The 21,810-nt window shown below is 60.0% G+C and carries 22 protein-coding genes and 1 riboswitch; of the genes, 4 read left to right on the top strand and 18 right to left on the bottom strand.

Annotated elements, in window-relative coordinates:
* Positions 1 to 6: 6 nt before the first annotated feature.
* The 6 genes from VF285_RS10950 to VF285_RS10925 all read right to left on the bottom strand — a co-directional run bounded on the left by VF285_RS10950 (position 7) and on the right by VF285_RS10925 (position 6,911).
* On the bottom strand, positions 7 to 1,728 hold the full coding sequence (locus tag VF285_RS10950) for an acetolactate synthase 3 catalytic subunit (protein ID WP_346952713.1): 1,722 nt from the start codon (positions 1,726 to 1,728) through the stop codon (positions 7 to 9).
* 518 nt (positions 1,729 to 2,246) lie between these two features.
* Positions 2,247 to 2,945 (bottom strand): ABC transporter ATP-binding protein, encoded by a 699-nt coding sequence (locus VF285_RS10945; protein ID WP_346952650.1) that lies wholly within the window; start codon positions 2,943 to 2,945, stop codon positions 2,247 to 2,249.
* Positions 2,945 to 3,691 (bottom strand): ABC transporter ATP-binding protein, encoded by a 747-nt coding sequence (locus tag VF285_RS10940; protein ID WP_346952649.1) that lies wholly within the window; start codon positions 3,689 to 3,691, stop codon positions 2,945 to 2,947. Before VF285_RS10940 ends, VF285_RS10945 begins: the two co-directional genes overlap by 1 nt.
* Positions 3,688 to 4,686 (bottom strand): branched-chain amino acid ABC transporter permease, encoded by a 999-nt coding sequence (locus tag VF285_RS10935; RefSeq protein ID WP_346952648.1) that lies wholly within the window; start codon positions 4,684 to 4,686, stop codon positions 3,688 to 3,690. Before VF285_RS10935 ends, VF285_RS10940 begins: the two co-directional genes overlap by 4 nt.
* Positions 4,683 to 5,567: a branched-chain amino acid ABC transporter permease gene (locus VF285_RS10930; RefSeq protein ID WP_346952647.1), complete on the bottom strand. Its 885-nt coding sequence runs from the start codon at positions 5,565 to 5,567 to the stop codon at positions 4,683 to 4,685. The genes VF285_RS10935 and VF285_RS10930 overlap by 4 nt, the downstream gene beginning before the upstream one ends.
* 99 nt (positions 5,568 to 5,666) lie before the next feature.
* Positions 5,667 to 6,911 carry an ABC transporter substrate-binding protein gene (locus tag VF285_RS10925; protein WP_346952646.1) on the bottom strand — a complete coding sequence of 415 codons (1,245 nt, stop codon included), beginning with the start codon at positions 6,909 to 6,911 and terminating at the stop codon, positions 5,667 to 5,669.
* Positions 6,912 to 7,167: 256 nt separating this feature from the next.
* Here VF285_RS10925 and VF285_RS10920 point away from each other — a divergent pair, with 256 nt between their 5' ends.
* Positions 7,168 to 9,390 (top strand): FUSC family protein, encoded by a 2,223-nt coding sequence (locus tag VF285_RS10920; protein ID WP_346952645.1) that lies wholly within the window; start codon positions 7,168 to 7,170, stop codon positions 9,388 to 9,390.
* Positions 9,391 to 9,408: 18 nt separating this feature from the next.
* Here the strand turns inward: VF285_RS10920 and yaaA are convergent, their stop codons facing one another.
* Positions 9,409 to 10,185: a peroxide stress protein YaaA gene (gene yaaA / locus VF285_RS10915; protein WP_346952644.1), complete on the bottom strand. Its 777-nt coding sequence runs from the start codon at positions 10,183 to 10,185 to the stop codon at positions 9,409 to 9,411.
* 157 nt (positions 10,186 to 10,342) lie between these two features.
* Positions 10,343 to 10,408, top strand: a riboswitch (Fluoride riboswitch).
* Positions 10,409 to 10,480: 72 nt separating this feature from the next.
* Here yaaA and crcB point away from each other — a divergent pair.
* Positions 10,481 to 10,876: a fluoride efflux transporter CrcB gene (crcB, locus tag VF285_RS10910; protein WP_346952643.1), complete on the top strand. Its 396-nt coding sequence runs from the start codon at positions 10,481 to 10,483 to the stop codon at positions 10,874 to 10,876.
* Positions 10,877 to 10,911: 35 nt separating this feature from the next.
* Here crcB and VF285_RS10905 read toward each other — a convergent pair whose 3' ends face one another.
* The 3 genes from VF285_RS10905 to VF285_RS10895 form a co-directional block, all read right to left on the bottom strand.
* Positions 10,912 to 11,688 (bottom strand): biotin/lipoate A/B protein ligase family protein, encoded by a 777-nt coding sequence (locus VF285_RS10905; RefSeq protein ID WP_346952712.1) that lies wholly within the window; start codon positions 11,686 to 11,688, stop codon positions 10,912 to 10,914.
* 5 nt (positions 11,689 to 11,693) lie between these two features.
* Positions 11,694 to 11,999 (bottom strand): biotin--protein ligase, encoded by a 306-nt coding sequence (locus VF285_RS10900; protein ID WP_346952642.1) that lies wholly within the window; start codon positions 11,997 to 11,999, stop codon positions 11,694 to 11,696.
* A gap of 87 nt (positions 12,000 to 12,086) precedes the next feature.
* A complete protein-coding gene (locus VF285_RS10895) occupies positions 12,087 to 12,869 on the bottom strand; it encodes a 3-hydroxybutyrate dehydrogenase (protein ID WP_346952711.1) in 783 nt (260 codons plus the stop codon).
* 143 nt (positions 12,870 to 13,012) lie between these two features.
* Here VF285_RS10895 and VF285_RS10890 point away from each other — a divergent pair, with 143 nt between their 5' ends.
* Positions 13,013 to 13,615 carry a GNAT family protein gene (locus VF285_RS10890; protein ID WP_346952641.1) on the top strand — a complete coding sequence of 201 codons (603 nt, stop codon included), beginning with the start codon at positions 13,013 to 13,015 and terminating at the stop codon, positions 13,613 to 13,615.
* An 8-nt stretch (positions 13,616 to 13,623) separates the two neighbouring features.
* On the opposite strand, the gene msrP is transcribed toward VF285_RS10890, so the two are convergent.
* The 7 genes from msrP to VF285_RS10855 form a co-directional block, all read right to left on the bottom strand.
* Positions 13,624 to 14,583 (bottom strand): protein-methionine-sulfoxide reductase catalytic subunit MsrP, encoded by a 960-nt coding sequence (gene msrP, locus VF285_RS10885; RefSeq protein ID WP_346952640.1) that lies wholly within the window; start codon positions 14,581 to 14,583, stop codon positions 13,624 to 13,626.
* Between the two features lie 159 nt (positions 14,584 to 14,742).
* Positions 14,743 to 15,156, bottom strand: coding sequence for a DUF2231 domain-containing protein (locus VF285_RS10880; RefSeq protein WP_346952639.1), 414 nt, complete (start codon positions 15,154 to 15,156; stop codon positions 14,743 to 14,745).
* A 43-nt stretch (positions 15,157 to 15,199) separates the two neighbouring features.
* Positions 15,200 to 15,964, bottom strand: a complete 765-nt coding sequence (locus VF285_RS10875; protein WP_346952638.1) for an amino acid ABC transporter ATP-binding protein — start codon at positions 15,962 to 15,964, stop codon at positions 15,200 to 15,202.
* The gene (locus VF285_RS10870; RefSeq protein WP_346952637.1) at positions 15,948 to 16,811 is read right to left on the bottom strand and encodes an amino acid ABC transporter permease; all 864 of its coding nucleotides are present in this window, start codon (positions 16,809 to 16,811) and stop codon (positions 15,948 to 15,950) included. The genes VF285_RS10875 and VF285_RS10870 overlap by 17 nt, the downstream gene beginning before the upstream one ends.
* The gene (locus VF285_RS10865) at positions 16,808 to 17,551 is read right to left on the bottom strand and encodes an amino acid ABC transporter permease (RefSeq protein ID WP_346952636.1); all 744 of its coding nucleotides are present in this window, start codon (positions 17,549 to 17,551) and stop codon (positions 16,808 to 16,810) included. The genes VF285_RS10870 and VF285_RS10865 overlap by 4 nt, the downstream gene beginning before the upstream one ends.
* A 43-nt stretch (positions 17,552 to 17,594) precedes the next feature.
* Positions 17,595 to 18,401: a transporter substrate-binding domain-containing protein gene (locus VF285_RS10860; protein ID WP_346952635.1), complete on the bottom strand. Its 807-nt coding sequence runs from the start codon at positions 18,399 to 18,401 to the stop codon at positions 17,595 to 17,597.
* Between the two features lie 17 nt (positions 18,402 to 18,418).
* A complete protein-coding gene (locus tag VF285_RS10855; RefSeq protein ID WP_346952634.1) occupies positions 18,419 to 19,384 on the bottom strand; it encodes an alpha-L-glutamate ligase in 966 nt (321 codons plus the stop codon).
* 194 nt (positions 19,385 to 19,578) lie between these two features.
* Between VF285_RS10855 and VF285_RS10850 the strand changes: the two genes are divergently transcribed.
* Entirely contained in the window at positions 19,579 to 21,354 is a 1,776-nt protein-coding gene (locus tag VF285_RS10850; RefSeq protein WP_346952633.1) for a monovalent cation:proton antiporter-2 (CPA2) family protein, read from the top strand.
* Here VF285_RS10850 and VF285_RS10845 read toward each other — a convergent pair.
* A complete protein-coding gene (locus VF285_RS10845) occupies positions 21,322 to 21,747 on the bottom strand; it encodes a ribbon-helix-helix domain-containing protein (protein WP_346952632.1) in 426 nt (141 codons plus the stop codon). The two genes, VF285_RS10850 and VF285_RS10845, sit on opposite strands and share 33 nt — an antisense overlap.
* Positions 21,748 to 21,810: the final 63 nt, after the last annotated feature.

Genomic DNA, 21,810 nt, shown 5'->3' with positions numbered 1-21,810 from the left:
TTTTCCTCACAGATCCTCGGAACCCAGCAGCATTTCAGTCAAGCCCTTCCCAGCCTTGACCATGGGCCAGACGTTCTCAGTCTGATCGGTGATGAAATTCATGAACACCAGGCGGTCTTTGTGCTTGGTGAATGCCTCGCGCAGCGCCGGTTCGACGTCTGCCGGCTTTTCGATCTGCAGTCCGATGTGGCCGTAGCTTTCGGCCAGCTTGACGAAATCAGGCAGGGCCTCGACATAGGTCTCGGAATAGCGGGAGCCATATTCGATCTGCTGCCACTGCCTCACCATGCCCAGATAGCGGTTGTTCAGGCACAGAATCTTGGGAGTGAGCCGGTACTGCTTGCAGGTAGAGAGCTCCTGGATGTTCATCTGGATGGAGCCTTCTCCGGTGATCACCGCCACGTCACGACCTGGATTGGCCATCTGCACCCCCATGGCGAATGGCAAACCCACCCCCATGGTGCCCAGACCACCGGAATTGATCCAGCGCCGCGGCTCCGCAAACGGATAGTACTGAGCCGCCCACATTTGGTGCTGCCCCACGTCGGACGTCACAAAAGCCTGGCCGCGCGTGACTTCCCAGAGCTTCTGAATCACGAACTGTGGCTTGATCACCGAATCGGAGTGTTCGTACTCCATGCACTTGCGGGCCCGCCAGGTGTCGATCTGCTTCCACCAATCGTCCAGCCGATGTTCGGTGCCGCTCTCTTCGGCCAGCGCCTGCGCATACAGACCAATCAGGTCCTGCAGGACTTCTTTGACGTCACCCACGATAGGCACGTCGACCTTCACCCGCTTGGAGATGGACGACGGATCGATATCGATGTGGACCACCTTGCGGGGCACCTGCGCAAAATTGCGCGGATTGCCAATCACACGATCATCGAAACGCACGCCAATGCCAATCAACACGTCGCTGTTCTGCATGGCCATGTTGGCTTCGTATGTACCGTGCATGCCCGGCATGCCCACGAATTTTTCGTCGGTGCCCGGATAAGCCCCCAAACCCATGAGCGTAGTGGTGCAAGGCGCACCCGTGACGCGAACCAGCTTGCGCAGTTCGTCAGAGGCATTGGACAGCACCACACCGCCGCCCGCATAAATCATGGGACGCTCGGCTGCGAGCAACAGTTGCACAGCCTTCTTGATCTGCCCCTGATGACCCTTGGTAACAGGGGCGTACGAACGCAACTGCGTCGGGCCTCGCTTGGGCATGAATTTGCAGGTTGCGACCGAAACGTCTTTGGGGATGTCGACCAGCACGGGACCAGGACGCCCCGAGCGCGCGATGTAGAAGGCGCGGCGCAAGGTCTCGGCCAGATCCTTGACGTCGCGCACAAGGTAATTGTGTTTGACGCAAGGCCGCGTGATGCCCACCGTGTCGCATTCCTGAAAAGCGTCTTGCCCGATTGCATGGGTAGGTACCTGGCCACTGATGATGACCATGGGAATCGAATCCATGTAGGCTGTGGCAATACCTGTCACGGCATTGGTCACGCCAGGACCGCTGGTCACCAGGCAGACGCCTACTTTGTCGGAAGATCGGGAATACGCATCGGCCGCATGAACTGCCGCCTGCTCGTGTCGCACGAGGATGTGCTGAAATTTATCTTGCTTGTAGATGGAGTCGTAGATGTAGAGGACGGCACCGCCAGGGTAGCCAAATACATGGTCTACGCCTTCCTCGATCAGACAACGCACGACGATGTCGGCGCCATTGAGTTCCATGATGGGTTCCTTTCGTAACCAGTGCTTCACACCAAGCGATCGGAGAATGATCTGGGCCATGACCGGTGATCCACGACATATCTGGCGCTTGGCGATTCACGGAACCGCTTTGCCCGGATACCCCACAGGACCGATCTGCACCCCTTGGCACAAGACACGAGCGCTTTAAAAGCGCGGGAGGTAGAAACGGACGCTTCCGACGTCGCTTGTGGCGGTCTGCGAAGCATTGGACAGGCTTGAAAACCGGGCACGTCGCCCGGTTGGTAACCTGATCGGCCTGCCTAGATGCGGCAGACCGAGGGGATTAATTTAATGCATTGCAACATTTGCCGCAAGCGAGGGCCCGGGCAGAGAGGAGTCATTGGGGATTTGATAAGCGGTCGGCATCGTGGGGCCGCCAACACGGTTCCAGCACGGTGAGCGCTGTAGCGACCCCTGGCACTCCCGACGTTCCACATCACGTCAGCGGCCCCTGCAGCAGCCGCCTGCAGCACGATATCCCAGAGGCTGCGATGACCTTAAATGCCCAGGTATTTCATGATTTCGGGGCTGCCGCGCAGGTCGGTTGCCAGGCCTTCGTGGCGGATCTGGCCTTTTTCGATGATGTAGCCTCGGTCGGCGAGTTCCAGTGCAAACAGGGCATTTTGTTCGCACACCAGCATGCTGAAGCCTTCGCGCTTGAGCAGACGCAGCCAGTCGCCCAGATCATCGACGATGGCGGGGGCCAGGCCTTCAGTAAGTTCGTCAAGCAGAAGCATCTTTGGATTGGCCACCAGCGCACGACCCAGTTTGAGCATCTGCTGTTCGCCGCCACTCAGAAAGCCGGCTTTGCGGGTATCGAGTTCGGCGAGCTTGGGAAAGATCTTGTAGACACGGTCGATGCCCCAGCCATCGGTACTGCCGGCTGCCTGGCGCAGGTACAGCAAAAGATTTTCGCGTACGGTGAGTTCGCTGAAGATTCGCCGCCCGCTGGGAACGAAGGCGAGCCCAGCGCGCGCGATGCGAAAGGTCTTGTCGCGCGTGATGTCTGCGCCTGCAAAACGAATTTGGCCTTCGCTCGCGGGAGTCAGGCCCATGATGCTGCGCAAGGTGGTCGTTTTGCCCGCGCCGTTGCGCCCCAGCAAGGTGACGGTTTCGCCTTCCTGTACCTCCAGGCTGACCCCTTGAAGAATGTGGCTGTGACCGTAATAGGTATGGATGGATTCTAGCTTCAGCATCAGGAATTCCGCCGCCCAAGGTATACGTCGATGACTCGCTGGTCGGTTCGAACGGCATCAGGTGCGCCGTCGGCGATGATCTGGCCTCGATGAAGCACAGTGACCTTATCGGATATCGTGAACACGGTGCCGATATCGTGCTCGCAGAAAAGCACGGTCAGGCCGCGAGATCGGGTAAGGTCGCGCACCAGTTCAACCATCTTCTTGGTTTCGAAGGGCGACATCCCCGCCGTGGGTTCGTCCAGGAGCAATAGCTTGGGCTGGGTGGCCAGTGCAAGGGTGACTTCGAGGGTGCGCTGGTCGCCGTGCGACATGGTGGCGGCCTGGACGTCGGCCAGTTCGGCCAGGCCCACGGTTTCAAGAAGCTGGAGCGCCTCGGCCCGCGCAGTGGGGCGATTCCACAGCCAGAGGCTGGCGCTCTGGTGACGGCGCGCGCTGATTGCACATTCTACGGATTCAAGGACGGTCAATTTAGGGAAGATCGTCGTCACCTGAAACGCGCGCGTGAGGCCGCGCCGTACCATGGCGTCTGGCGACGACTGCGTGACATCATCCCCCGCGAAGCGGATGGCGCCGGCGCTGGGATGCGAATGCCCCGAAATCAGGTTGAACATGGTCGTCTTGCCTGCTCCATTGGGGCCTATGACCGCGTGGATGGAGCCTTCTTCGACCGCGAACGACACTCCGTCGACTGCATGGAAGCCGCCAAAGGTTTTCCGCAATTCGGTGACGTCGAGCAAACTCACGAGTGCCTCTTTTTCGGCAGGAGAGAGGACAGCAAGGCCCGCACACCACCCGCGCGCCCGGCACCCTGGCCCACACCCAGCAGGCCATTGGGCGCAAACAGCACGATGAGGAGCAGCGTGAGGCCCAGGATGAGCTCCCAGGCGTTGCTGTGCGCCACCAGATAATCATGGGTGAAGACGAAAATCAGTGCCCCCACCAGTGGACCAAGGAAGTAATGCAGGCCACCAATCACCGACACCAGAATAGGCTCGCCAGACTGTGTCCATTCGAGCAACTCGGGATAGGCCGACTGGCTGCGCACCACGAACAACGCCCCCGCCAAGGCGCAGAATGCGCCCGACAATACAAAGGCATACAACTGATAGCGATACAGATTGACGCCCAGCGCCTCGAGCCGCTTGGAGTTTTCACGCAAGGCCTGAAGCGTCAGCCCAAACGGCGAGACCGTAATCATCCAGAGCAGCAACAGTGCCACCAGGCAAATGATCAACACGAACCAGAGGCCCACCTGCGGGTCCAGGAGGCCCATGGGAATCATGGACCCGAACACGCCGTTGGCCCCACGCGTGAAGCCATACCACTGATTGGCAATGGTGAAAAAGAGTTGCGAGAAGGCAAGGGTCAGGAGCGCAAAGTACCAGGTCTTGGTACGCAAGACCAAAGCACCAATGACCAATGCGCTGAGCGCCCCGACGATCGGGCTGAGGATGAACAGAACCCAGAATGGCCAGTGCAGATGCAACCAGCCCAACGCGACCACATACGCCCCGAGCCCATAGAACACAGCCTGACCAAACGATACCAGGCCCCCGTAGCCCACCAACAGGTTGGTGGACACGGCGAAAAGCCCCAGCACCAGGACGTTTTGCAGGAAGAAGAGCCATTCGGGCGGAAACATGAACGAAAGCCCGAAGATCACGATCGATCCAATGACCAGGATCAGCGGCACCGCCCAGAACTTGCAATGGTGAATCAAATCAGAGGCAGCAGTCACCGTTCAGACACTCCCAGCAAACCGGTAGGACGGATGATAAGCACCAGAATCATCGCCAGATAGATCGACGCCGAGGCAAAGCTCGGAGCCCACAAAACCCCCACCGTCTTGAATAGGCCAATGATGAGGGCACCAATGGCTGCCCCCGGAATGGAGCCCAGCCCTCCGATGACCACCACGATGAAGGCCTCGATCAGAATCTGCGTATCCAGCCCGGTCGTCACGGATTGGATGGGGCCCACGATCACCCCCGCAATCGCCGCCAACACGGCGCCCAGGGCAAACACGCCCGTGAACAGCAGACTGACGTTGGTTCCTGAAACGGCCAGCATCTCGGGATCTTCGACAGCGGCGCGGATACGCCACCCCAGTTGAGTGCGTTGCAACAGCCACCACATGAACAGCCCCACCCCGATGGCCACAGCCAGGATGAAAAGATCGTAAACAGGCACGGCCCCTGCCACCCCCGCCAGATGCCCCTGGAGCGACGGAGGAATGGATACAGAGCGGAAGTTGCCTCCCCAGATCGTGAGGGCGATGCCTTCAAATAGATAAAGCAGACCGAACGTGGCCAGCAACTGCAGCAGGTGCTCGCTGGCATAGAGTCGGCGCAACACCAGGATTTCGGTCAGTGCCCCCAGCACCCCCACGAGGATGGGCGCCACGATGATGGCGAGCCAGAACGCGAGTTCGGAGTGGCCGGCGCTGGCCCCTACCCACGAGGCCACGATGAAGGCGCCAAACATGTAAAAGCTGCCATGCGCGATGTTGATGATCTGCATGGCGCCAAAAATCAGCGTCAGCCCCGACGCCACCAGAAACAGCAGGCTCGCGCTAGTCACCACGCCAAAGAACTGCGTGAAAAAATCAGCCAGAGTCAAGAAGCCACCCTATGAGAATCGAGGCCAGGACAAGATGCCGAACGCACTGGCAACAGCCCGATACGGCACGGGCTGTTGCGACTGGCTTTTATGAAGTTTTTATGATTTCTGCAGAGCCAGCTTGGCCTTGCACGTCATCATGATCTTTGATCCCGGGATCTTTTCGACGTGATCCATGGTGCGGATGCCGTACTCGGCATTCACGTCCTTGGAGAGCACCCCCATGTATTCCGGGACCTCGGCCTGATGGTCACACTCACGAATCGTGAAGGAACCCCGCAACGCACTGTGGATGGTGGCGCCACTGAGTGCCGCTGCGACCTTGTCGGCATCGAACGACCCTGCCTTCTTCACGCCCTGCGCCCAGGTTTCAACTGCGGAGTACCCAAGAATGGCCCAGCTTGGCGGCCAACCGCCAAACTTGCTGTGGTATTCCTTGGTGAATGACTTCATGTCTTCAGAGGGCGACAGATAAAACGGTGCCGCGCGATCCGAACTGATGACCCCGGCTGGCGCACTGGCACCCAGAGCCTGCAAGGCGCCCATCCAGTACCCCGCATACACGCTGGCCGCCTTGAAGAGCCCCGCGCCTTCAGCCTGCTTGGTGAAGGTCACCAGGTCGCCCCCATACTGGCCCACGAACAGGAAGTCGGGCTTCTTGGACATGATCGCCGAGATGTACTGGCTGAAGTCGCTGGACCCCAGGCCCGGCCACTGCTGACCCACGAGATCGACGCTGGCGCCATTGGCTTTCATGCCTTTGAGGAATTCGTCGACCGTCGTACGCCCGAAGCTGTAATCAGGACTCACGGTGTAGTAGGTCTTCCAGCCTTTTTCCCTGCCTTCTTTGGCAATGTAAGAAGCCACTGCGTGGGGCTCCATGAAGGTGCTGGGAACCACCTGAAAAACATACTTGGAAAATGACCGGCCCGTCTGGTCTACGTCATTGGATACCGAGTAGAAGATCGGCACCTTGTATTGTGCAGCCACTCCGGCTTCGGCTGAACCCACGGCACTGCTCACAGGGCCGAACAGAGCCTTGACCTTGTCCGAAAGCACAAAATTACGGGCGTTCGTCACGCCCGTTGCTGGTTTTGCCGTGTCTTCTGCCGATAGCAGCTTGATCTGCTTGCCCAGCAGGCCGCCTTCGGCATTGATTTTTGCAATGGCCAGTTCGATGCCATTTTTGTTCGACTGACCCAGCGGGCCGATGGCGCCGCTCATGGTGGTGGATAAACCGACATTCACCGTACCGGCTGCCCAGGCTCCTGGCCCGAACGCCAGCCCCGCACCGCCCACCAGCGCCAGTGCAACCGCCAATTTACCCGTAGAAGATAGCTTCATGCTTTGACCTCCACCTTTTGTCGCAACCTGCACAAACCCAAAGACACGACTTCAAGTTCGTGAACGTTGGAAATTTTGTCGCGTCACAACTTCTGAAACTGCGCGGCGTGGCGGGCTTCAGACACACCCGAAACCCTCGTGGCCATTATTCTGTTTGTGCGATCTGCTTGTCAATCCGCATGTTCCTTGGCTTCCAGGGTGCCACTGAAATTCCGGTACTATCAAAATTCATCGCATCAGTGCGGATACCGGCTGCATGACCTCCACCACTTCACAGCTGCAGCGCTTCTTCTACAGCCACTACTTTTTCGGCGGCCTGCGGCAGTCCGTTGGAGTCTTGCTGCCGGCGCTGGTGCTCTGGGGCATATTCTCGTGGGTGTCGGGGGGGTTCATCGCCGCCGTTGGGGCGGGCTGCGTCGCCATCCTGGATCAACCGGGAGGCCCACGCCGATACGGGATCAACGGCATGGTCGCCGCCTTGTGTCTGTGCTCGGTCACCACGGCCATCACAGGCCTGGCCTCCAGCTACGCGCTCGCCATCTGGGTAGTCGTGCCCGCCCTGTGTTTCGCATTTTCGATGCTCACGGTCTACGGCAAGCACGGAGGGCTTCTGGGCTTTGCGTGCCTGCTCATCATGACGCTCACCATGCGCACACCCATGGCCCCGGCTGAAGTCTGGAGCTACACGCTGATTTCGTTTCTGGGAGGCACCTTCTACCTGAGCTACAGCGCCATTGCCCACCGCGTTCTCTGGCACCGGGAAGAACAGCAGGCGCTCTCCGTCGCGCTCTTTGCGACCGCCGACTACATCGCCGCTCGTGCACGCTTTTACGACGTCCACCTGGACATCGAAGACAATTATCGTCAGCTCATTCGCGCGCAGACCGCCATGACCGACGCGCATCAAGTCGCCCGCGACATGGTGCTGCGCGAGCTGCCACAAGGCACGCAATCACGGGGGGACCGGCTGCGGCAGGGCCTGCTCAACCTGTTCGTGGACATGGTGGGGCTGCTTGACAGCATGGTGGCCACCCATACGGATTACGCCACCTTGCGCCAGCAACTACCCGACAGCGACATCCTGCTGTTTGCGCGCGACGCCATGAACAAGCTGGCTAACAACATTGCGGGTCTGGCGCTCAATGTGGCACGCAACCGCCACACCCGCATACGCAACAGCGTCAAGGCTGAGCTGCGTGCCTTCGAGTTCGAACTGCAATCCTTGCGCGACGCGGGCACCGCACAATCCGACCCCGAACTCTACGCGCTGCTGGTTCAGGTCTTGCGACGGCTGCGCAACGTGACCAACCGCGTCGATCACATGGCCGATCACACTCACCGTCAGGTCGCGGTAGCCTCCGACAATACCGCGGCCAACAAGACGCTGAACCGATTCCTCACCCAGCAGAAGTGGCGCCCTGACACCCTGCTGCGCAACCTGAATATGCAGTCGATCCATTTTCGATATGCGTTGCGGGTGGCCGCTGCCGCCATGATCGCCATGGCCATCGGGCTGGTCATGGGGCACGCCCCCATCGTCCGCACACTGGACCCAGGCATGGCAGGCCATAGTTACTGGATCATTCTGACCGTACTCATCATCATGAAGCCGGGCTTCGCGCTGACTCGTCAGCGCAACGGCTGGCGGCTCATGGGCACCTTGCTGGGTTGCGGGATGGCGCTCGTCATCTTTGCCGTGGTTCAGAACGAGGCCCTGTACATCTTCATCCTGATCGCCTGCAGCATCCTGGGTTATGGGCTAGTTCAGGTGAACTACACATTGTCGGCGCTTTCGAACACCACGCTGGTGCTCATGGCCTTTCACCTGCTGATCCCCGGCTCGACTGCCGTCGTTGGTGAACGGCTGCTGGACACTGCCATCGGTAGCGTCCTCGCGTTGGGCTGCAGCTACATCCTCCCCTCCTGGGAGCGCCACAACCTGGATACCCTGGCCGGGGCACTGCGCAAGGCCAATCTTGCGTTCCTGCAAAGCGGCCTGGACTACGTCAGAACAGTACGGGGCATCCGGGCCGGAGTTCCCGGCACCGACGAGCAAGAAGCACAGATCCGCTGGAGCCTGGCCCGCAAGAATGTTCACCTGGCCTTCAGCAATTTTACGGCGGCGTTCTACCGGATGATGGACGAGCCCGTGCGCAAGCAGCGCCATGTCCCGGAGCTCAACCGGCTCCTGATCCAGAACCACACCCTGGCTTCGCAGATCGCCGCCGTCATTCCGAACCTGGCCCAAATGGACGACGAACCCAAAGGCATCGCGCGCGCCATCCAGGCCACACAAGACCTGCTGCGGGGCTACGAAGCCAGCCCCCCCAAAGTCATCGAAACCGAGGGTGGACTGGCCACTATTGCCTACCCGCTGCGGCAAATGACGCAGGCCGCGCAGGTCATCCGCGAAAACACGTGTAAAATCGAGGCCGACGACAAGCCGCTGCCGGGAACAGCTGCGGCTCAACAGGGCTGATTTTGTCCGGCGCGCTCTTCATTGCGCCGCACGGCGGAAAACCAGGCGGTCGGCAGTCGATTCCTGTGCAGCGTACTGATAGCCTTCGGCGTCAAAGGCCTGAAGTGCATTTACCGACTTCACTCGGTGCTCCACGACATAACGCGCCATCAGGCCACGCGCCCGCTTGGCATAGAAGCTGATGACCTTCCAGACGCCATTTTTCTCATCCTGGAATACGCACTCCACCACGCGCGCCTGCAGCGAGCCACGGTCGACCGACTTGAAATACTCCGCGGAGGCCAGATTCAGCAGCACCCGTTCACCCGGCAACACATCCAGGCGTCGATTCAGTTCCAACGCGATCTGGCTCGCCCAAAACGCATACAAGGTCGCGCCGTGCGACGTACGCAGACGCGTGCCCATTTCGAGCCGATAGGGCTGAATCAGATCCAGGGGGCGCAACACCCCGTAGAGTCCGCTAAGGATGGCCAGATGCTTTTGTGCCCACGAAAACTGTGCGTCCGACCACGCGGGCGCCTGCAAGCCTTCGTACACGTCGCCATTGAAGGCAAGGGCCGCCTGTCGAGCCTGCGCGACATCAGGCACGTCGGCCCAAGCAGCATAGCGCTCGGCATTGAGGCGTGACAGCGCCTCGGACAACCCCATCAGGCGCGACAAATCCGCCGGCGACTGGCGTTGCATCACGCGAACCAGCGCCAGCGTCTGCTCCCGGAACACCGGCACAGACTGCAGTGTGGTGCGCACCGGAGTGTCGTAATCCAACTTTTTGGCTGGGGACAAGACCATCAACATAAGAACCGTTCCTTCAAAAAGTCTACGACACTGGGCCTGCCGGCACGTGCCGCACTCTCATGGCTGTTCGCAGTGTATCTCGCGCGGACGCTGTCCAGGCCACACCTCTCAGACAAACGCCTCTTGCCGGCGGCGGCAACTGGCTGGTAATATTTTTATGCTGAATGGAGATGGCATCCCTCCATGAACCGCCTGCTCGCAGGCTGATGATGCCTACAACTACCGGATCACCCGGGTTGTAGGCATTTTTCATGCCCACTGGGTAGCCGGTTCACTCACTTAGACAAGGAACCTCGTGCCCACTCTCCCCACCACCCTCATCGCCATCTCACTAGGTGCCAGCGTCGGTGCCATCCTCCGCTGGTGGCTGGGAACCAGCCTCAATGCACTGTTCCCCACCCTGCCCCCTGGCACCCTGGTCGCCAACCTGCTGGGCGGCTACATCATCGGGCTCGCCGTGGCATGGTTCGGCGCGCATCCCGGGCTCTCACCACAGATGCGACTTTTCATCATCACCGGTTTCTGCGGCGGGCTCACGACTTTTTCTACCTTCTCGGCCGAGCTGTCACTCCTGCTGCAGCAAGGCCGCTATGGCTGGATGGCCACCTCGATGGTCATCCACGTCGGCGGATCGTTGGTCATGACACTCATGGGCATCGGCACAATGATGGTGCTCAAAGTCGTCCGATAGCGATAGCCACGTCGCGAGGCCAACGAGCACCCGAATCAAGGGACCTTGTTCAGCCAGGCAGGGGTATCGAATTTTTCGATTATCAGCTGATTTGCCGCTTGAAGCTCGCCGGCTGTCAGAGCCCCTGCCTGCAAGCCATACCGCTGGCGAAAGGTCTCTATCATGCGATCCAGAATGACCTCGCGTGCCAGGCCCGTCTGGCGGCGCAGCGGGTCCACGCGCTTTTTGGCCGACTTGGTCCCCTTGTCGGACAGCTTTTCGCGCCCAATGCGCAGCACCCCGACCATCTTGTCGGCATCCATGTCATAGGCCATGGTCACATGGTGCAGCACGCCGCCGCCTCGGTGCGCCTGAGCCGCTCCGCCGATCTTGCCATCGGCCGAGGTGATGTCGTTGAGCGGTTGATACCAGGCTTCGATACCCATGGTCTTGAGGGCCTCCAGCGTAAAAGCATCCATGTCGGCATAGGCCTCCTGGAAGCTCATCCCTGCAATGAGTGCCTTGGGCGCATAGATGGAATACGTGATGGCACTGCCGGGTTCGACGAACATCGCCCCGCCGCCGCTGATGCGACGCACGACTTGCACGCCAAAGCGCTGGGCGGCCTGCATGTCGACCTCATTTTTGACTGATTGAAAGATGCCCAGAATAATGGCCGGGGCCGACCATTCCCAAATGCGCACCGTGGGGGCTCGACGTCCGGCCGCCACCTCGTTGAGCAGCACCTCGTCAAGCGCGAGATGCATGAGCGGCGACTGTGGCTCGGTATGGATCAGCTGCCAGTCGTAGTCTGTCCAGCGGGTCCGGGTCACAGTGCTCATGCCAGCGCCCTCTGGATAACCACGGCAATGCCATCCACGGTAATGCCAAACAGCATCACGTCTGCGGTGATCACCGGAGCCAGGGCCTGCGCGACGCTGGCTGCATCGCCATCGGCGGGAAGCCCCACCAAGGCCGCATTGATCGCATCAAGGGTCTCGGGAGGTTCCAGGAAGAAGTCCCCCGACAGCTGCACGTCGTGCAAATGGCCATCTTCGACCAACAGATCAACCACTAGCAGCTTGCCGCCGGGAATTTTATATTCGGCATGGCGGCGCCCGCCTGCCAACTGCGACTTGGCCATACGTCGTCTCGTGGAGTCAGAAAACTGCGCCATTATGCCTCGCGGCAGGTCCCCCGCAAGGCCATACCTGCCTGTCGCGAGGGGCGATTACTGCATGAACCAGCCGTGGCTCACCACCAGGGATTGCCCTGTCAAGGCGTTGCTGGGGAAAGCAGCAAAAGTCAGTGCCACCTGAGCCACGTCGTCGACCGTGGTGAACTCGCCATCGACCGTATCCTTGAGCATGACCGTCTTGATGACCTGTTCTTCGGTGATTCCCAATTCCTGAGCCTGTTCGGGAATCTGCTTTTCAACCAGCGGCGTACGCACAAATCCCGGGCAAATGACGTTGGTGCGAATGCCGTACTGCGCACCTTCTTTTGAGATTACCTTGGCCAGGCCTTCAAGGCCATGCTTGGCGGTGACATACGGGCTCTTGAGCTTGGAGGCTTCCTTGGAGTGCACCGACCCCATGAACAGAATGCAGCCGCCACGTTTGGAGGCAATCATGTGGCGCACGGCAGCACGCGACGTCAGGAACCCGCCATCCAGGTGCACGGCCAGGAGTTTCTTCCAGTCAGAAAACTTGAAGTCCTGAATCGGGGCCACAATCTGAATGCCGGCGTTGCTCACAGCGATATCCACGTACCCCATCGCTTTCTGCACCTGGTCGAAGCCTGCATCGACAGCGGCTTCATCCGTCACGTCCATGGCAACTGCCATCGTCTTGACACCTTTCTTTGCGATGGCATCGGCGGTCGCTTGTGCCGCCTCGAGCTTCAGGTCAGCGATCACAATGTTTGCCCCTGCATCGGCAAAGACCTCGGCAATCCGCTTTCCAAGGCCGCTGGCCGCCCCCGTCACCAGGGCCACCTTACCTTTGAGACTCAGCACAGGGCTGGCATGAACTTCAGTGGACGATTGCGTGCTCATAATGCTTCCTCCGGGAAGATGATCGATGCATTCAAGCATACAGCGATTCCCTGACGCCCCGGTTACACTGACTTCCTACTCCCACGATCTCGGGCCCTGCCATGAGCACCTCATTCACCCACACGCCCAGCCCCATCACCCTGGACGGCCACGGGGTACGACTGGTCCCGCTGTCACCCTCCCATGTCCAAGGCCTGAGGACAGCCGCCGCCGACGGTGAACTCTGGCAACTGCGCGTCACGTCCGTGCCCGAGCCCGACGAGGTGCCGGCCTACATAGACCACGCGCTGCAGGGTCAATCCAACGGACACATGCTGCCCTTTGCCGTGCTGGACGCGGCCAGCGGCACCGTACTGGGCACCACGCGTTATCACGACATCGTGCCAGCCATCGCCCGGCTGGAAATCGGCTACACCTGGTACGGCAAGTCCCACCAACGCACCCACGTCAACACCGCGTGCAAGTTTCTGCTGCTGCAACACGCGTTCGAGACATTGGGAGCGGCGCTCGTGGGCTGGCGCACCGACAACTTCAACATAGCGTCACAACGCGCCATCGAGCGCTTGGGCGCAAAGCGTGACGGCGTCTTGCGCCATCACGCCCTGCGGCGCGACGGCACGGTGCGCGACACGGTGATGTACAGCGTCACAGCCGGCGAATGGCCCGAAATCCGGGCTCACCTGCAATACAAGCTTGCGCGCTGATCGCCGCGTCAGAAGTTACGCCGCAAATCCATGCCCTTATAAAGGGCGGCCACGTATTTTTCATAGCCATTGAAGGGCCGCGTGGGGATGCGCGCCGCAAAGAACCCTGAGCCGATCCGGCGTTCCGTCGCCTGGCTCCAGCGGGGGTGCGGCACGGCAGGGTTCACATTGGCATAGAACCCGTATTCCTGGGGCGCTGCCCGCATCCAGCTCGTGACCGGCTGCTCTTTCTGCAGATGAATTCGCACCAGCGATTTACCCGATTTGAAACCGTACTTCCAGGGGATGACGACGCGCATGGGTGCGCCATCTTGTGCCGGGAGTTCGTGCCCGTACAAGCCAAATGTGAGCAGCGTGAGCGGGTGCATGGCCTCGTCCATCCGCAACCCTTCGACGTACGGCCAATCGAGGATGCCTTCCTGTACACCGGGCATCGCCTTGGGCTGCACCACCGTCGTGAACACCACATACTTGGCGTCTTCGGTCGGTTCGACATGGCTGAGCAGATGGGACAGCGAGTACCCCGTCCAGGGAATCACCATGGACCACGCCTCGACACAACGCAGGCGATAGACCCGCTCTTCAAGCGGTGCCAGCTTGCGCAGGTCGGCGATGTCTAGCGTCATGGGTTTGCGCACGGCACCATCGATCTGCACGCTCCAGGGACTCAGGCTCATCTTGCCTGCGTACTGAGACGGGTCGCTCTTGCCCGTGCCAAATTCGTAAAAATTATTGTAGGTGGTGATGTCATGCCAACTGTTGACGGTCTCGTCCGTAGACCATTTGGCATCCCGGGGCGCGGGAAGCAACGCGCCTGTCGGTGCATCGTCATCAGCCTGAGCGAGCGCAGGCGCCGCCAAGGCCAACGGCGCCAGAGTCGCTCCACCCAAAAACCGCCGACGAGATTTCCAGACAGACTCCGGCGTCACATCCGACGCCTTCAAGCCTATGTCCCAACTATGACGCATGATGCACCTCCAGCATTTGCATCAATGAGGAAAACACAACGCCACGCCGCGGTCAATGGCATCCTTGGCAACACTGGTAACAGGAAGACACACCGGGCCCGACCAGGCCACCGCCGTACCAGCTACCCGGAGACACGGACGTGCGAATCGCCAGTCGGTTTACCGGCCGATACCGTAACCAAAGACAAGCCGCCCACCCAGCCAGCCGCCAACCAGGAGCGCGACGAACGCCGCTGCATCAAGCGAAAGCGAAAGCGCGTCAGGGGGCAAAGGCCGCAAATGATACATCCGCAGCCCCAAGCGGAACGCATACAGTGCAAACGCCACGAGCATAAGGCTCAAGTGCAGGAAAGTGTCGCGCAGGGCCACACCGTTCGGGACACGTGGAAATTCGAACAGGCCGGCCAACATGGCCGCCAAGGCGGTCAGGCAACCGACCGACAGCAAGCCGGCGGACCAGTGCCATAAGGAATTGCCTGAACCCGAACGCAGGCTTGCAAAGTCTGCAAAAGTCGCCAGCGACCAGCAGGCGACGGGAAAATGAACCAGAGCAGGATGAAGTGGATGACGCATATTTTTTAGAGTAGCAGGATCAAGGCCCAGGGCCTCCATGAACCTAAAGAACCCGTGACAGGAACGCTATCGTGCGTTCGTTCACGGGATGCCCGAAAAGCGCCGCCGGCGCACCCGATTCGACCACTCTGCCGCCGTCGGTGAAATACACGACATCAGCCACTTCTTGCGCAAAGCGCATTTCGTGCGTGACGAGGATACAGGTCATGCCATCGTGCGCCAGTTGCCGTACAACGTCCAGCACCTCTTTGACGGACTCGGGATCCAGAGCCGCCGTGATCTCGTCGAACAGCATCACGTCCGGCCGCATGGCCAGGCTGCGCGCAATAGCCACGCGCTGCTGCTGCCCGCCTGACAGCTCGCCCGGGTAGCTGTCGAGCTTTCCTGCCAACCCCACTCGATCCAGCAAGGCGAGTGCACGTGTCCGGACCTCGGCACGGTCTTCCCGCAACACATGGACAGGCGCCATCATGACATTCTGCAAGGCAGTCTTGTGCGGGAACAGGTTGTACTGCTGGAACACCATGGAGACGCACTTGCGCAACGCGATCTTCTGCGCCTCAGTCTGGAGCGACTGGACGTCGAAATCGCCCACCCGGATGCTACCTCGGTCTATTCCCACCAGGCCGTTGATACAGCGCAGCAAAGTCGACTTACCCGCACCCGAAGGCCCAATGATGCAGGCTACGTGGCCCTTTGCCACGGTCAGAGACACGCCCCGGAGGACCTCGGTCGCCCCAAAAGACAAGTAAACGTCTTGGAGGGTCACGACCGCCGGCGTGTCGGAGCTCTCAATCATGGACGGCATATCTGCGCTCCAGATGCAGCGTAAGACGCGCGATGGGATAGCAATAGGCGAAAAACCACAGCAGGTCGTAGCTATAGAAAGGCAGCAACAACCCTGGCTGGTCTTCCGCACTGAGCGCACGCGCCGTCTGCGTCAGCAGTTCATTGACCCCTACAATGGATGCCAGCACGGTCGCCATCGTCAGGATGGAATACAGATTCATCCAGGGCGGCAACATCCGCTTGATGCACTGCGGCAAGATGACCATCCAAAGCGTCCAGCGACGCGTAAATGCGAGCGACGCAGCCGACTCCCACTGGCCGGTCGGGATGGACTGAACTGCCCCCCGCAAAATCTCCGACACATTCGCCATCACTGGCAACGACAAGCCGAAGGTAGCCTTGACCCAGCCGGGGATGGAGATCGAGTCACCCAGAACCGTGACCCGAAACGGCAACAGGTACATGCAATAAAAGAGCAGGACCAGCCAGGGTGCGTTACGGAAGAATTGGGTCACGAGCCATGAAGGCTTGCGGACCCAGGCGGACAAGGCAATCTGCCCAAAGCCCAGCAAACATCCCAGTATCGTCCCAATCAACATAGACAAGGCACTGATGGCAAGATTCAGCAAGAAGCCACGCGCCAGCAGAGGCGTCCACTTCCACAGCGCCGCGAATGCCGAAGCACCCTGTGCTCCAGACTGGGCCTGAGCCACTCCACAGGAAGCAACGAACAGAACGAGCAAGCCCACTCCGAGCGCACCTGTCAGCCGCAAGGGCTGCGACTCACCCGGGACAGAGAGGCGCCCCAGCGCGCGCACCGCCTCAGGTACCAGAACAGGCAGATCTGTGCGGCCGCTGAACCTCATGCGCCAAACCCCGGCAACTGCAAGGCACGTTCCCAACGCCGCATAAGCAAGGCCAGCGCTCCGGCAAGCAGGACGTAGCAAACCAGCAGCACGTTCATGAGTTCAGTCACATTGAGCTCATCGGACCAGATCTGACTCGTCACGTAGAGCATCTCGGGGACCGCGATCGCATAGGCCAGTGTGGTGGTCTTCACCAGGTTGATGAGATTATTGGCCAGTGCCGGCAGGCTGATGCGCAAGGCCAACGGAAATACGATGAGCCCATACGTCTTCAGGCGGCTGAAACCCAACGATTCGGCCGCCTCGATCGTGGTATGCGACACCGCCTGGATCCCCGAGCGAAAGATCTCGGTATTGAAGGCCCCCGCAAAAAACGAGAGCGAGACGATCGCCCACGCAATGTTGCTGACCAAGGGAACAGGCTGCCCCGATGCGCCCGTCGTGCTGAGCAGACTGCCTAGCCCAAAGTAAAAGAAAAAGAGCTGCACCAGCGGCGGTGTATTGCGGAAAAACTGGATGTACCAATAGACCAGCGTGCGCACCAGCCTCGAGCGTGAATCCTGCAGCCAGGCACCCACAATACCGATGACGACACTCAATACAATGCAGATAACCGAGAGGCGCAAGGTCATGAGCAGACCCGCAAAAAAGCGCCCACGATCAAAGGGGTCGTAAAAAATCGACAAATTGATCCCCGTGGTCTCGTACAGCCAGTGAAACCAGTCCCAGAGATTCTGCATTGACGACCCTATGTTCCGCGCCGCGAGGCGCGGGCACGTCTACCTATTTGCTGTACTTTTCGTGTTCCTGCTGCGCAAAGGCAATGGGCTTGATGCCCCACTTCTTTTCCAGATCCAGGATCTTGCCTGACTTATGCCAACCCACCACCATCTTCGACAGCACGGACGCGAAGTGATTCTCGCCCTTCTTGGCGCCTATGCTCCAAGGCGTAAAGAAGATGGAGGTCAGCGGCATATCGTAATCCTTCCATTGCGGCTTGAGCAGCTCACCCTGGATGGCCGTGTCGTCATACGCAAAGGCGGCACACGAGCCGTTACGCAAGGCTGAATAGGCCTCGGCCGTACCTGGGAATGCGAGCCCCTGGACACCATATTGGGTTTGCAAATCCTTGTTCGTGAAGGTGCCCTGGATCAGGCACACCTTTTTGCCGCGCAGCTGATCCCAACTCTTGAAATCGGCCGATTTAGGCGCCAGGATATTGACGCCCGCACCATAATAATGAGGGTCCACCATGTCCATGAGCTTGTCGCGCTGCGGGGTGTCCGTGAGCGTCGCAAGAATGATGTCGATCTTGCCCTGCTGAAGATACTGCACGCGGTTGGAGGCCACGACCGGCACCATCTGCAGCTTGACCCCCAGCTGCTTGGCTACGTCGGCCGCCAGATCGGGGCCAAACCCCACAATCTTGCCCGAAGCGTCCAGATACCCGAAGGGGCGGTAATCCGCTTTCACCCCTACCACCAGCGTACCTCTGGCCTGGATGTCGCTGACGGCATCGGCATGCGCTGCTGTCAGCGCAGAAAAGCCCAACGCCACCGCAAATGCGGTCAGCGTCAACGTTTTACCCATGACTTTCGCTCCTGATTTCAAGCCGCTGTCGCGGCAAACTCTCGCACCGGCAACTGACCGGATGCACGACCCAGATACGCCGCGAGCGTCCGCATGCCATACAGCCCCGCCTTCTGTTCGGCTTCGCTGTTGTAGTTTGTGTTGGTGTTGACGTCGTAGGTATAGCGCACACCGTGTTCGTCAACAATGGATTCGATGCCTGTCACGCCGATGCCGTTATCCTGCATGAAGTGCTGGTAGCGATCCAGATCGGGGCTCTGGAACCCCGCAATGACCTCAAAACGCGGACGCGTCACCGCGGTCTCGCCACCCACCGGGCAGGCCAGATCGCCAATCTGGCAGACGTCAGCCGGACAAAGCTCGAAACCCTGGGAGGTGTCGACCCGCACGGCGTACAAGAACTTGCCGCCGATGAATTCCGCCCGCGTGATGCAAGGCTCGGGCGCCTGGATATACTCCTGGATCAGCGTCACACCGTCGACCGATTGCTCGAACTGCGGACTTGCCACATAGCGCTCCAGGCTTGCGACGTCATGGAACAGATGCACACCCAGGCCCTTGCCCGCTCGATTGTGCTTGGTGATGAAGGGCGCCGGCATCTCGCGCGCGGCTGCCACGATATTCTGGGTGCCCACCGCGGCGAGCGTGCGCGGGGTGCGTATGCCATACCGCCGTAACGCGGCATACTGTGCGATCTTGCTGACCTCAAGCCGCAAGGCCCGGCTATCGTTCACCACTACCCTGTCGTAGGATTCCAGCCACGCAAGCACCGCTGCCGTGTATTCCGGCCCATAGCGATGCCCACGCGTATGCGAGGACGCACTCATACGGTTGTAAAACACCCCTTCAGGTGGCGCGCTGGAAAAATCCAGCACCCCTTCGTCCAGGAACCACTCTTCGTAGCTCAGATCGAGTTCCTTGAACGCATCCCGCAGGGGTTCCACCCACGCGTTGTTCTCATGAATGACGAAAATTTTTGACATTACCAGCACCTGTCCGTACCCCACAAGGGCGGCCGTAGTCCTAAAAAAACAGATTCACTCCAGTGATCCTTAATTACGGTAATCCTGGTTCGAGCCGCAATAAAATAGCTATTAGCTATTTATTTATGGGAAGGGGTGAGAACGGCCCGCGGCCATGCAACAATCTCACACAAGCACTACTCAAGCCTCCCTCCATGACCTTCCTGCCCCAGGTCCTTGTTTTCCTCATTGCCGCCTGCGTAGCGGTGCCGCTATCGCGCAAGTCGGGGTTCGGTTCGGTCCTGGGGTATCTGATTGCTGGTGTTCTGATCGGGCCATGGGGGTTGCGGCTCATTACCGGGGTGGACGCACTGCTGAGTTTTTCGCAAATCGGCGTCGTGCTTCTGATGTTCATCATCGGACTGGAACTGCAGCCATCCCGCTTGTGGGCACTGCGACGCACCGTGTTCGGGATCGGGGCGCTGCAGGTGGCGGCCACAACGGCTTTGTTGCTGCTGGCCGCCCGTGCGCTCGGCGTGGCCTGGGTGCCCGCGCTCATTGCCGGGTTCGGGCTTTCGCTCTCGTCTACAGCCTTCGTGCTGCAGATGCTGGCCGAGAAAAAGCAACTCACGACGCACCATGGCCGTGCGGCGTTTGGCACGTTGCTGTTTCAGGACATCGCGGCCATCCCGGTGCTCGCCATGCTCAAATTATTCTCCGGCGGAGCGGGTGGTGCGCCTGGCACCGGCCTCGTGCCTACGCTGCTGGTCATTGCGATTGTCGTGGCCCTGCTGTTCCTGGGTGGCCGATATGTTCTGCGCTGGGCATTCGGTTTCATCATGCACTTTGGCACGCCTGAAATCTTCACGGCCATGGCACTCTTGATCGTCATTGGCGCAAGCCTGGCTGCCGAACTCGTGGGCCTTTCGATGGGACTTGGCGCCTTCGTCGCCGGCATGCTGCTGGCCGATTCGAAGTACCGGCACGAATTCGAAGCAGACATCCAGCCCTTCAAGGGCCTGTTTCTGGGGCTGTTCTTCGTAGCCGTGGGCATGTCGGTGAATCTGGGCCTGCTCGCCGCCATCCCGCTGCAAGTGCTGGGCCTCACGATAGGCTTCCTGGCGGTAAAGGCGCTGGTGCTCTATGGCGTGGCTCGTGCCTTCGGCCTGCCGGTGCCGGCGCCGCGCCACTTCACTGTGGTGCTGGCATTGGGGGGAGAGTTCGCCTTCGTGATTTTCGCCACCGCTGCGGCGTATCATCTGTTTCCGCAACAAACGGCCGACCTGCTCACGCTGGCCGTGACGCTCTCCATGGTGGTGACGCCATTCATCGTGATGTTCAACGATCGAGTTCTGAACGTCCGCACAAAGCGTGGCGAGGTGCCCGACTTCGACACCATCACCGACACGGGAACGGCAGTCGTCATTGCGGGCTTCGGACGATTCGGCCAGATCGTGGGACGCATGCTGCGCCTGCAAAACATCCCGTTTACGGCACTCGACGCGGATCTGGACGAAGTCAACGCGATTCGCCGCTTCGGCACCAAAGTCTACTTCGGCGATGCTTCGCGGCTCGACCTGCTGCGCGCAGCTCATGTCGCCGACGCAAAGATCTTTGTGCTGGCAATCGATGACGTGCAAGACTCCGTGCGCGTGGCCACCCTCGTACGCAGCCATTTCCCAGGTGTGGAGATCTACGCGCGCGCCCGCAACCGCCATCATGCTCACCTGCTGCGCGAATTGGGCGTAAAGCTCAGCGTGCGGGAGACGCTGTATTCGAGCCTGGAACTGACCAGGAATGTGATGGAGGGGCTGGGCCTGTCCGCGCACGAGACGCGCCACGTGATCGAGCGCTTCCGACGCTACGACCGCGAATTGCTGGATCGGCAGTACGCGGTTTTTCGAGACGAGAAGCAGCTCCTTCAAACCACGCGCCAAGTGGCCCAGGAACTCGAGCAGCTACTCTCGGAGGACACCCAGAAAGGGCGCTGAGTCCGACACCAAGTGGTGGGGCGCGCTGCGATCCGCCTGGCTCTCGCACAACAGATCCGGCAGGTCTCGCAACACCGCGCGTGCGTCCAGAGAACGTAGCGGCACACCCGCATCCGCCGGGATCCGGCCATCAACCTGCAGCATCTGATAGCGCAGGCAACAGACCCGCAAGAACGAAGTGAAGTTGCCTGTTTCGCCCCGATACTGCAGCAATTCGTCGTACAGGCGCTCGATCAACTGAGTCACCCGCATGCCATCACGCTGAGCGATGTCCTCCAGCACATGCCAGAACAGATGTTCCAGGCGCACGCTGGTCGCCACACCATGCAGGCGCAGCGAGCGGCTTTCACTGTTGTAGGACCGGGGATTGGCCCGGATGAAGATTTCGCACATGGCACAGGCTCCCGAGCAGGCGCTTCATCTCCTGATTGTAGAGACTGGCGCCAACTTGGGAAA

The organism is Castellaniella sp. (genome assembly GCF_036379515.1).
Taxonomy (GTDB): Bacteria; Pseudomonadota; Gammaproteobacteria; order Burkholderiales; family Burkholderiaceae_B; genus Castellaniella.
The sequence above is the reverse complement of the archived record's forward strand: the minus strand, read 5'-3'. Positions and strand labels throughout refer to the sequence as shown.

Coding starts and splice junctions, on each gene's coding strand:
- VF285_RS10845 (WP_346952632.1), bottom strand. CDS start 21,747: ATGTGCGAAATCTTCATCCGGGCCAATCCCCGGTCCTACAACAGTGAA.
- VF285_RS10890 (WP_346952641.1), top strand. CDS start 13,013: ATGAGCACCTCATTCACCCACACGCCCAGCCCCATCACCCTGGACGGC.
- VF285_RS10875 (WP_346952638.1), bottom strand. CDS start 15,964: ATGCCGTCCATGATTGAGAGCTCCGACACGCCGGCGGTCGTGACCCTC.
- VF285_RS10855 (WP_346952634.1), bottom strand. CDS start 19,384: ATGTCAAAAATTTTCGTCATTCATGAGAACAACGCGTGGGTGGAACCC.
- VF285_RS10950 (WP_346952713.1), bottom strand. CDS start 1,728: ATGGAACTCAATGGCGCCGACATCGTCGTGCGTTGTCTGATCGAGGAA.
- VF285_RS10945 (WP_346952650.1), bottom strand. CDS start 2,945: ATGCTGAAGCTAGAATCCATCCATACCTATTACGGTCACAGCCACATT.
- VF285_RS10880 (WP_346952639.1), bottom strand. CDS start 15,156: ATGCGTCATCCACTTCATCCTGCTCTGGTTCATTTTCCCGTCGCCTGC.
- VF285_RS10870 (WP_346952637.1), bottom strand. CDS start 16,811: ATGAGGTTCAGCGGCCGCACAGATCTGCCTGTTCTGGTACCTGAGGCG.
- yaaA (WP_346952644.1), bottom strand. CDS start 10,185: ATGTTGATGGTCTTGTCCCCAGCCAAAAAGTTGGATTACGACACTCCG.
- VF285_RS10865 (WP_346952636.1), bottom strand. CDS start 17,551: ATGCAGAATCTCTGGGACTGGTTTCACTGGCTGTACGAGACCACGGGG.
- msrP (WP_346952640.1), bottom strand. CDS start 14,583: ATGCGTCATAGTTGGGACATAGGCTTGAAGGCGTCGGATGTGACGCCG.
- VF285_RS10925 (WP_346952646.1), bottom strand. CDS start 6,911: ATGAAGCTATCTTCTACGGGTAAATTGGCGGTTGCACTGGCGCTGGTG.
- VF285_RS10900 (WP_346952642.1), bottom strand. CDS start 11,999: ATGGCCAAGTCGCAGTTGGCAGGCGGGCGCCGCCATGCCGAATATAAA.
- VF285_RS10850 (WP_346952633.1), top strand. CDS start 19,579: ATGACCTTCCTGCCCCAGGTCCTTGTTTTCCTCATTGCCGCCTGCGTA.
- VF285_RS10860 (WP_346952635.1), bottom strand. CDS start 18,401: ATGGGTAAAACGTTGACGCTGACCGCATTTGCGGTGGCGTTGGGCTTT.
- VF285_RS10920 (WP_346952645.1), top strand. CDS start 7,168: ATGACCTCCACCACTTCACAGCTGCAGCGCTTCTTCTACAGCCACTAC.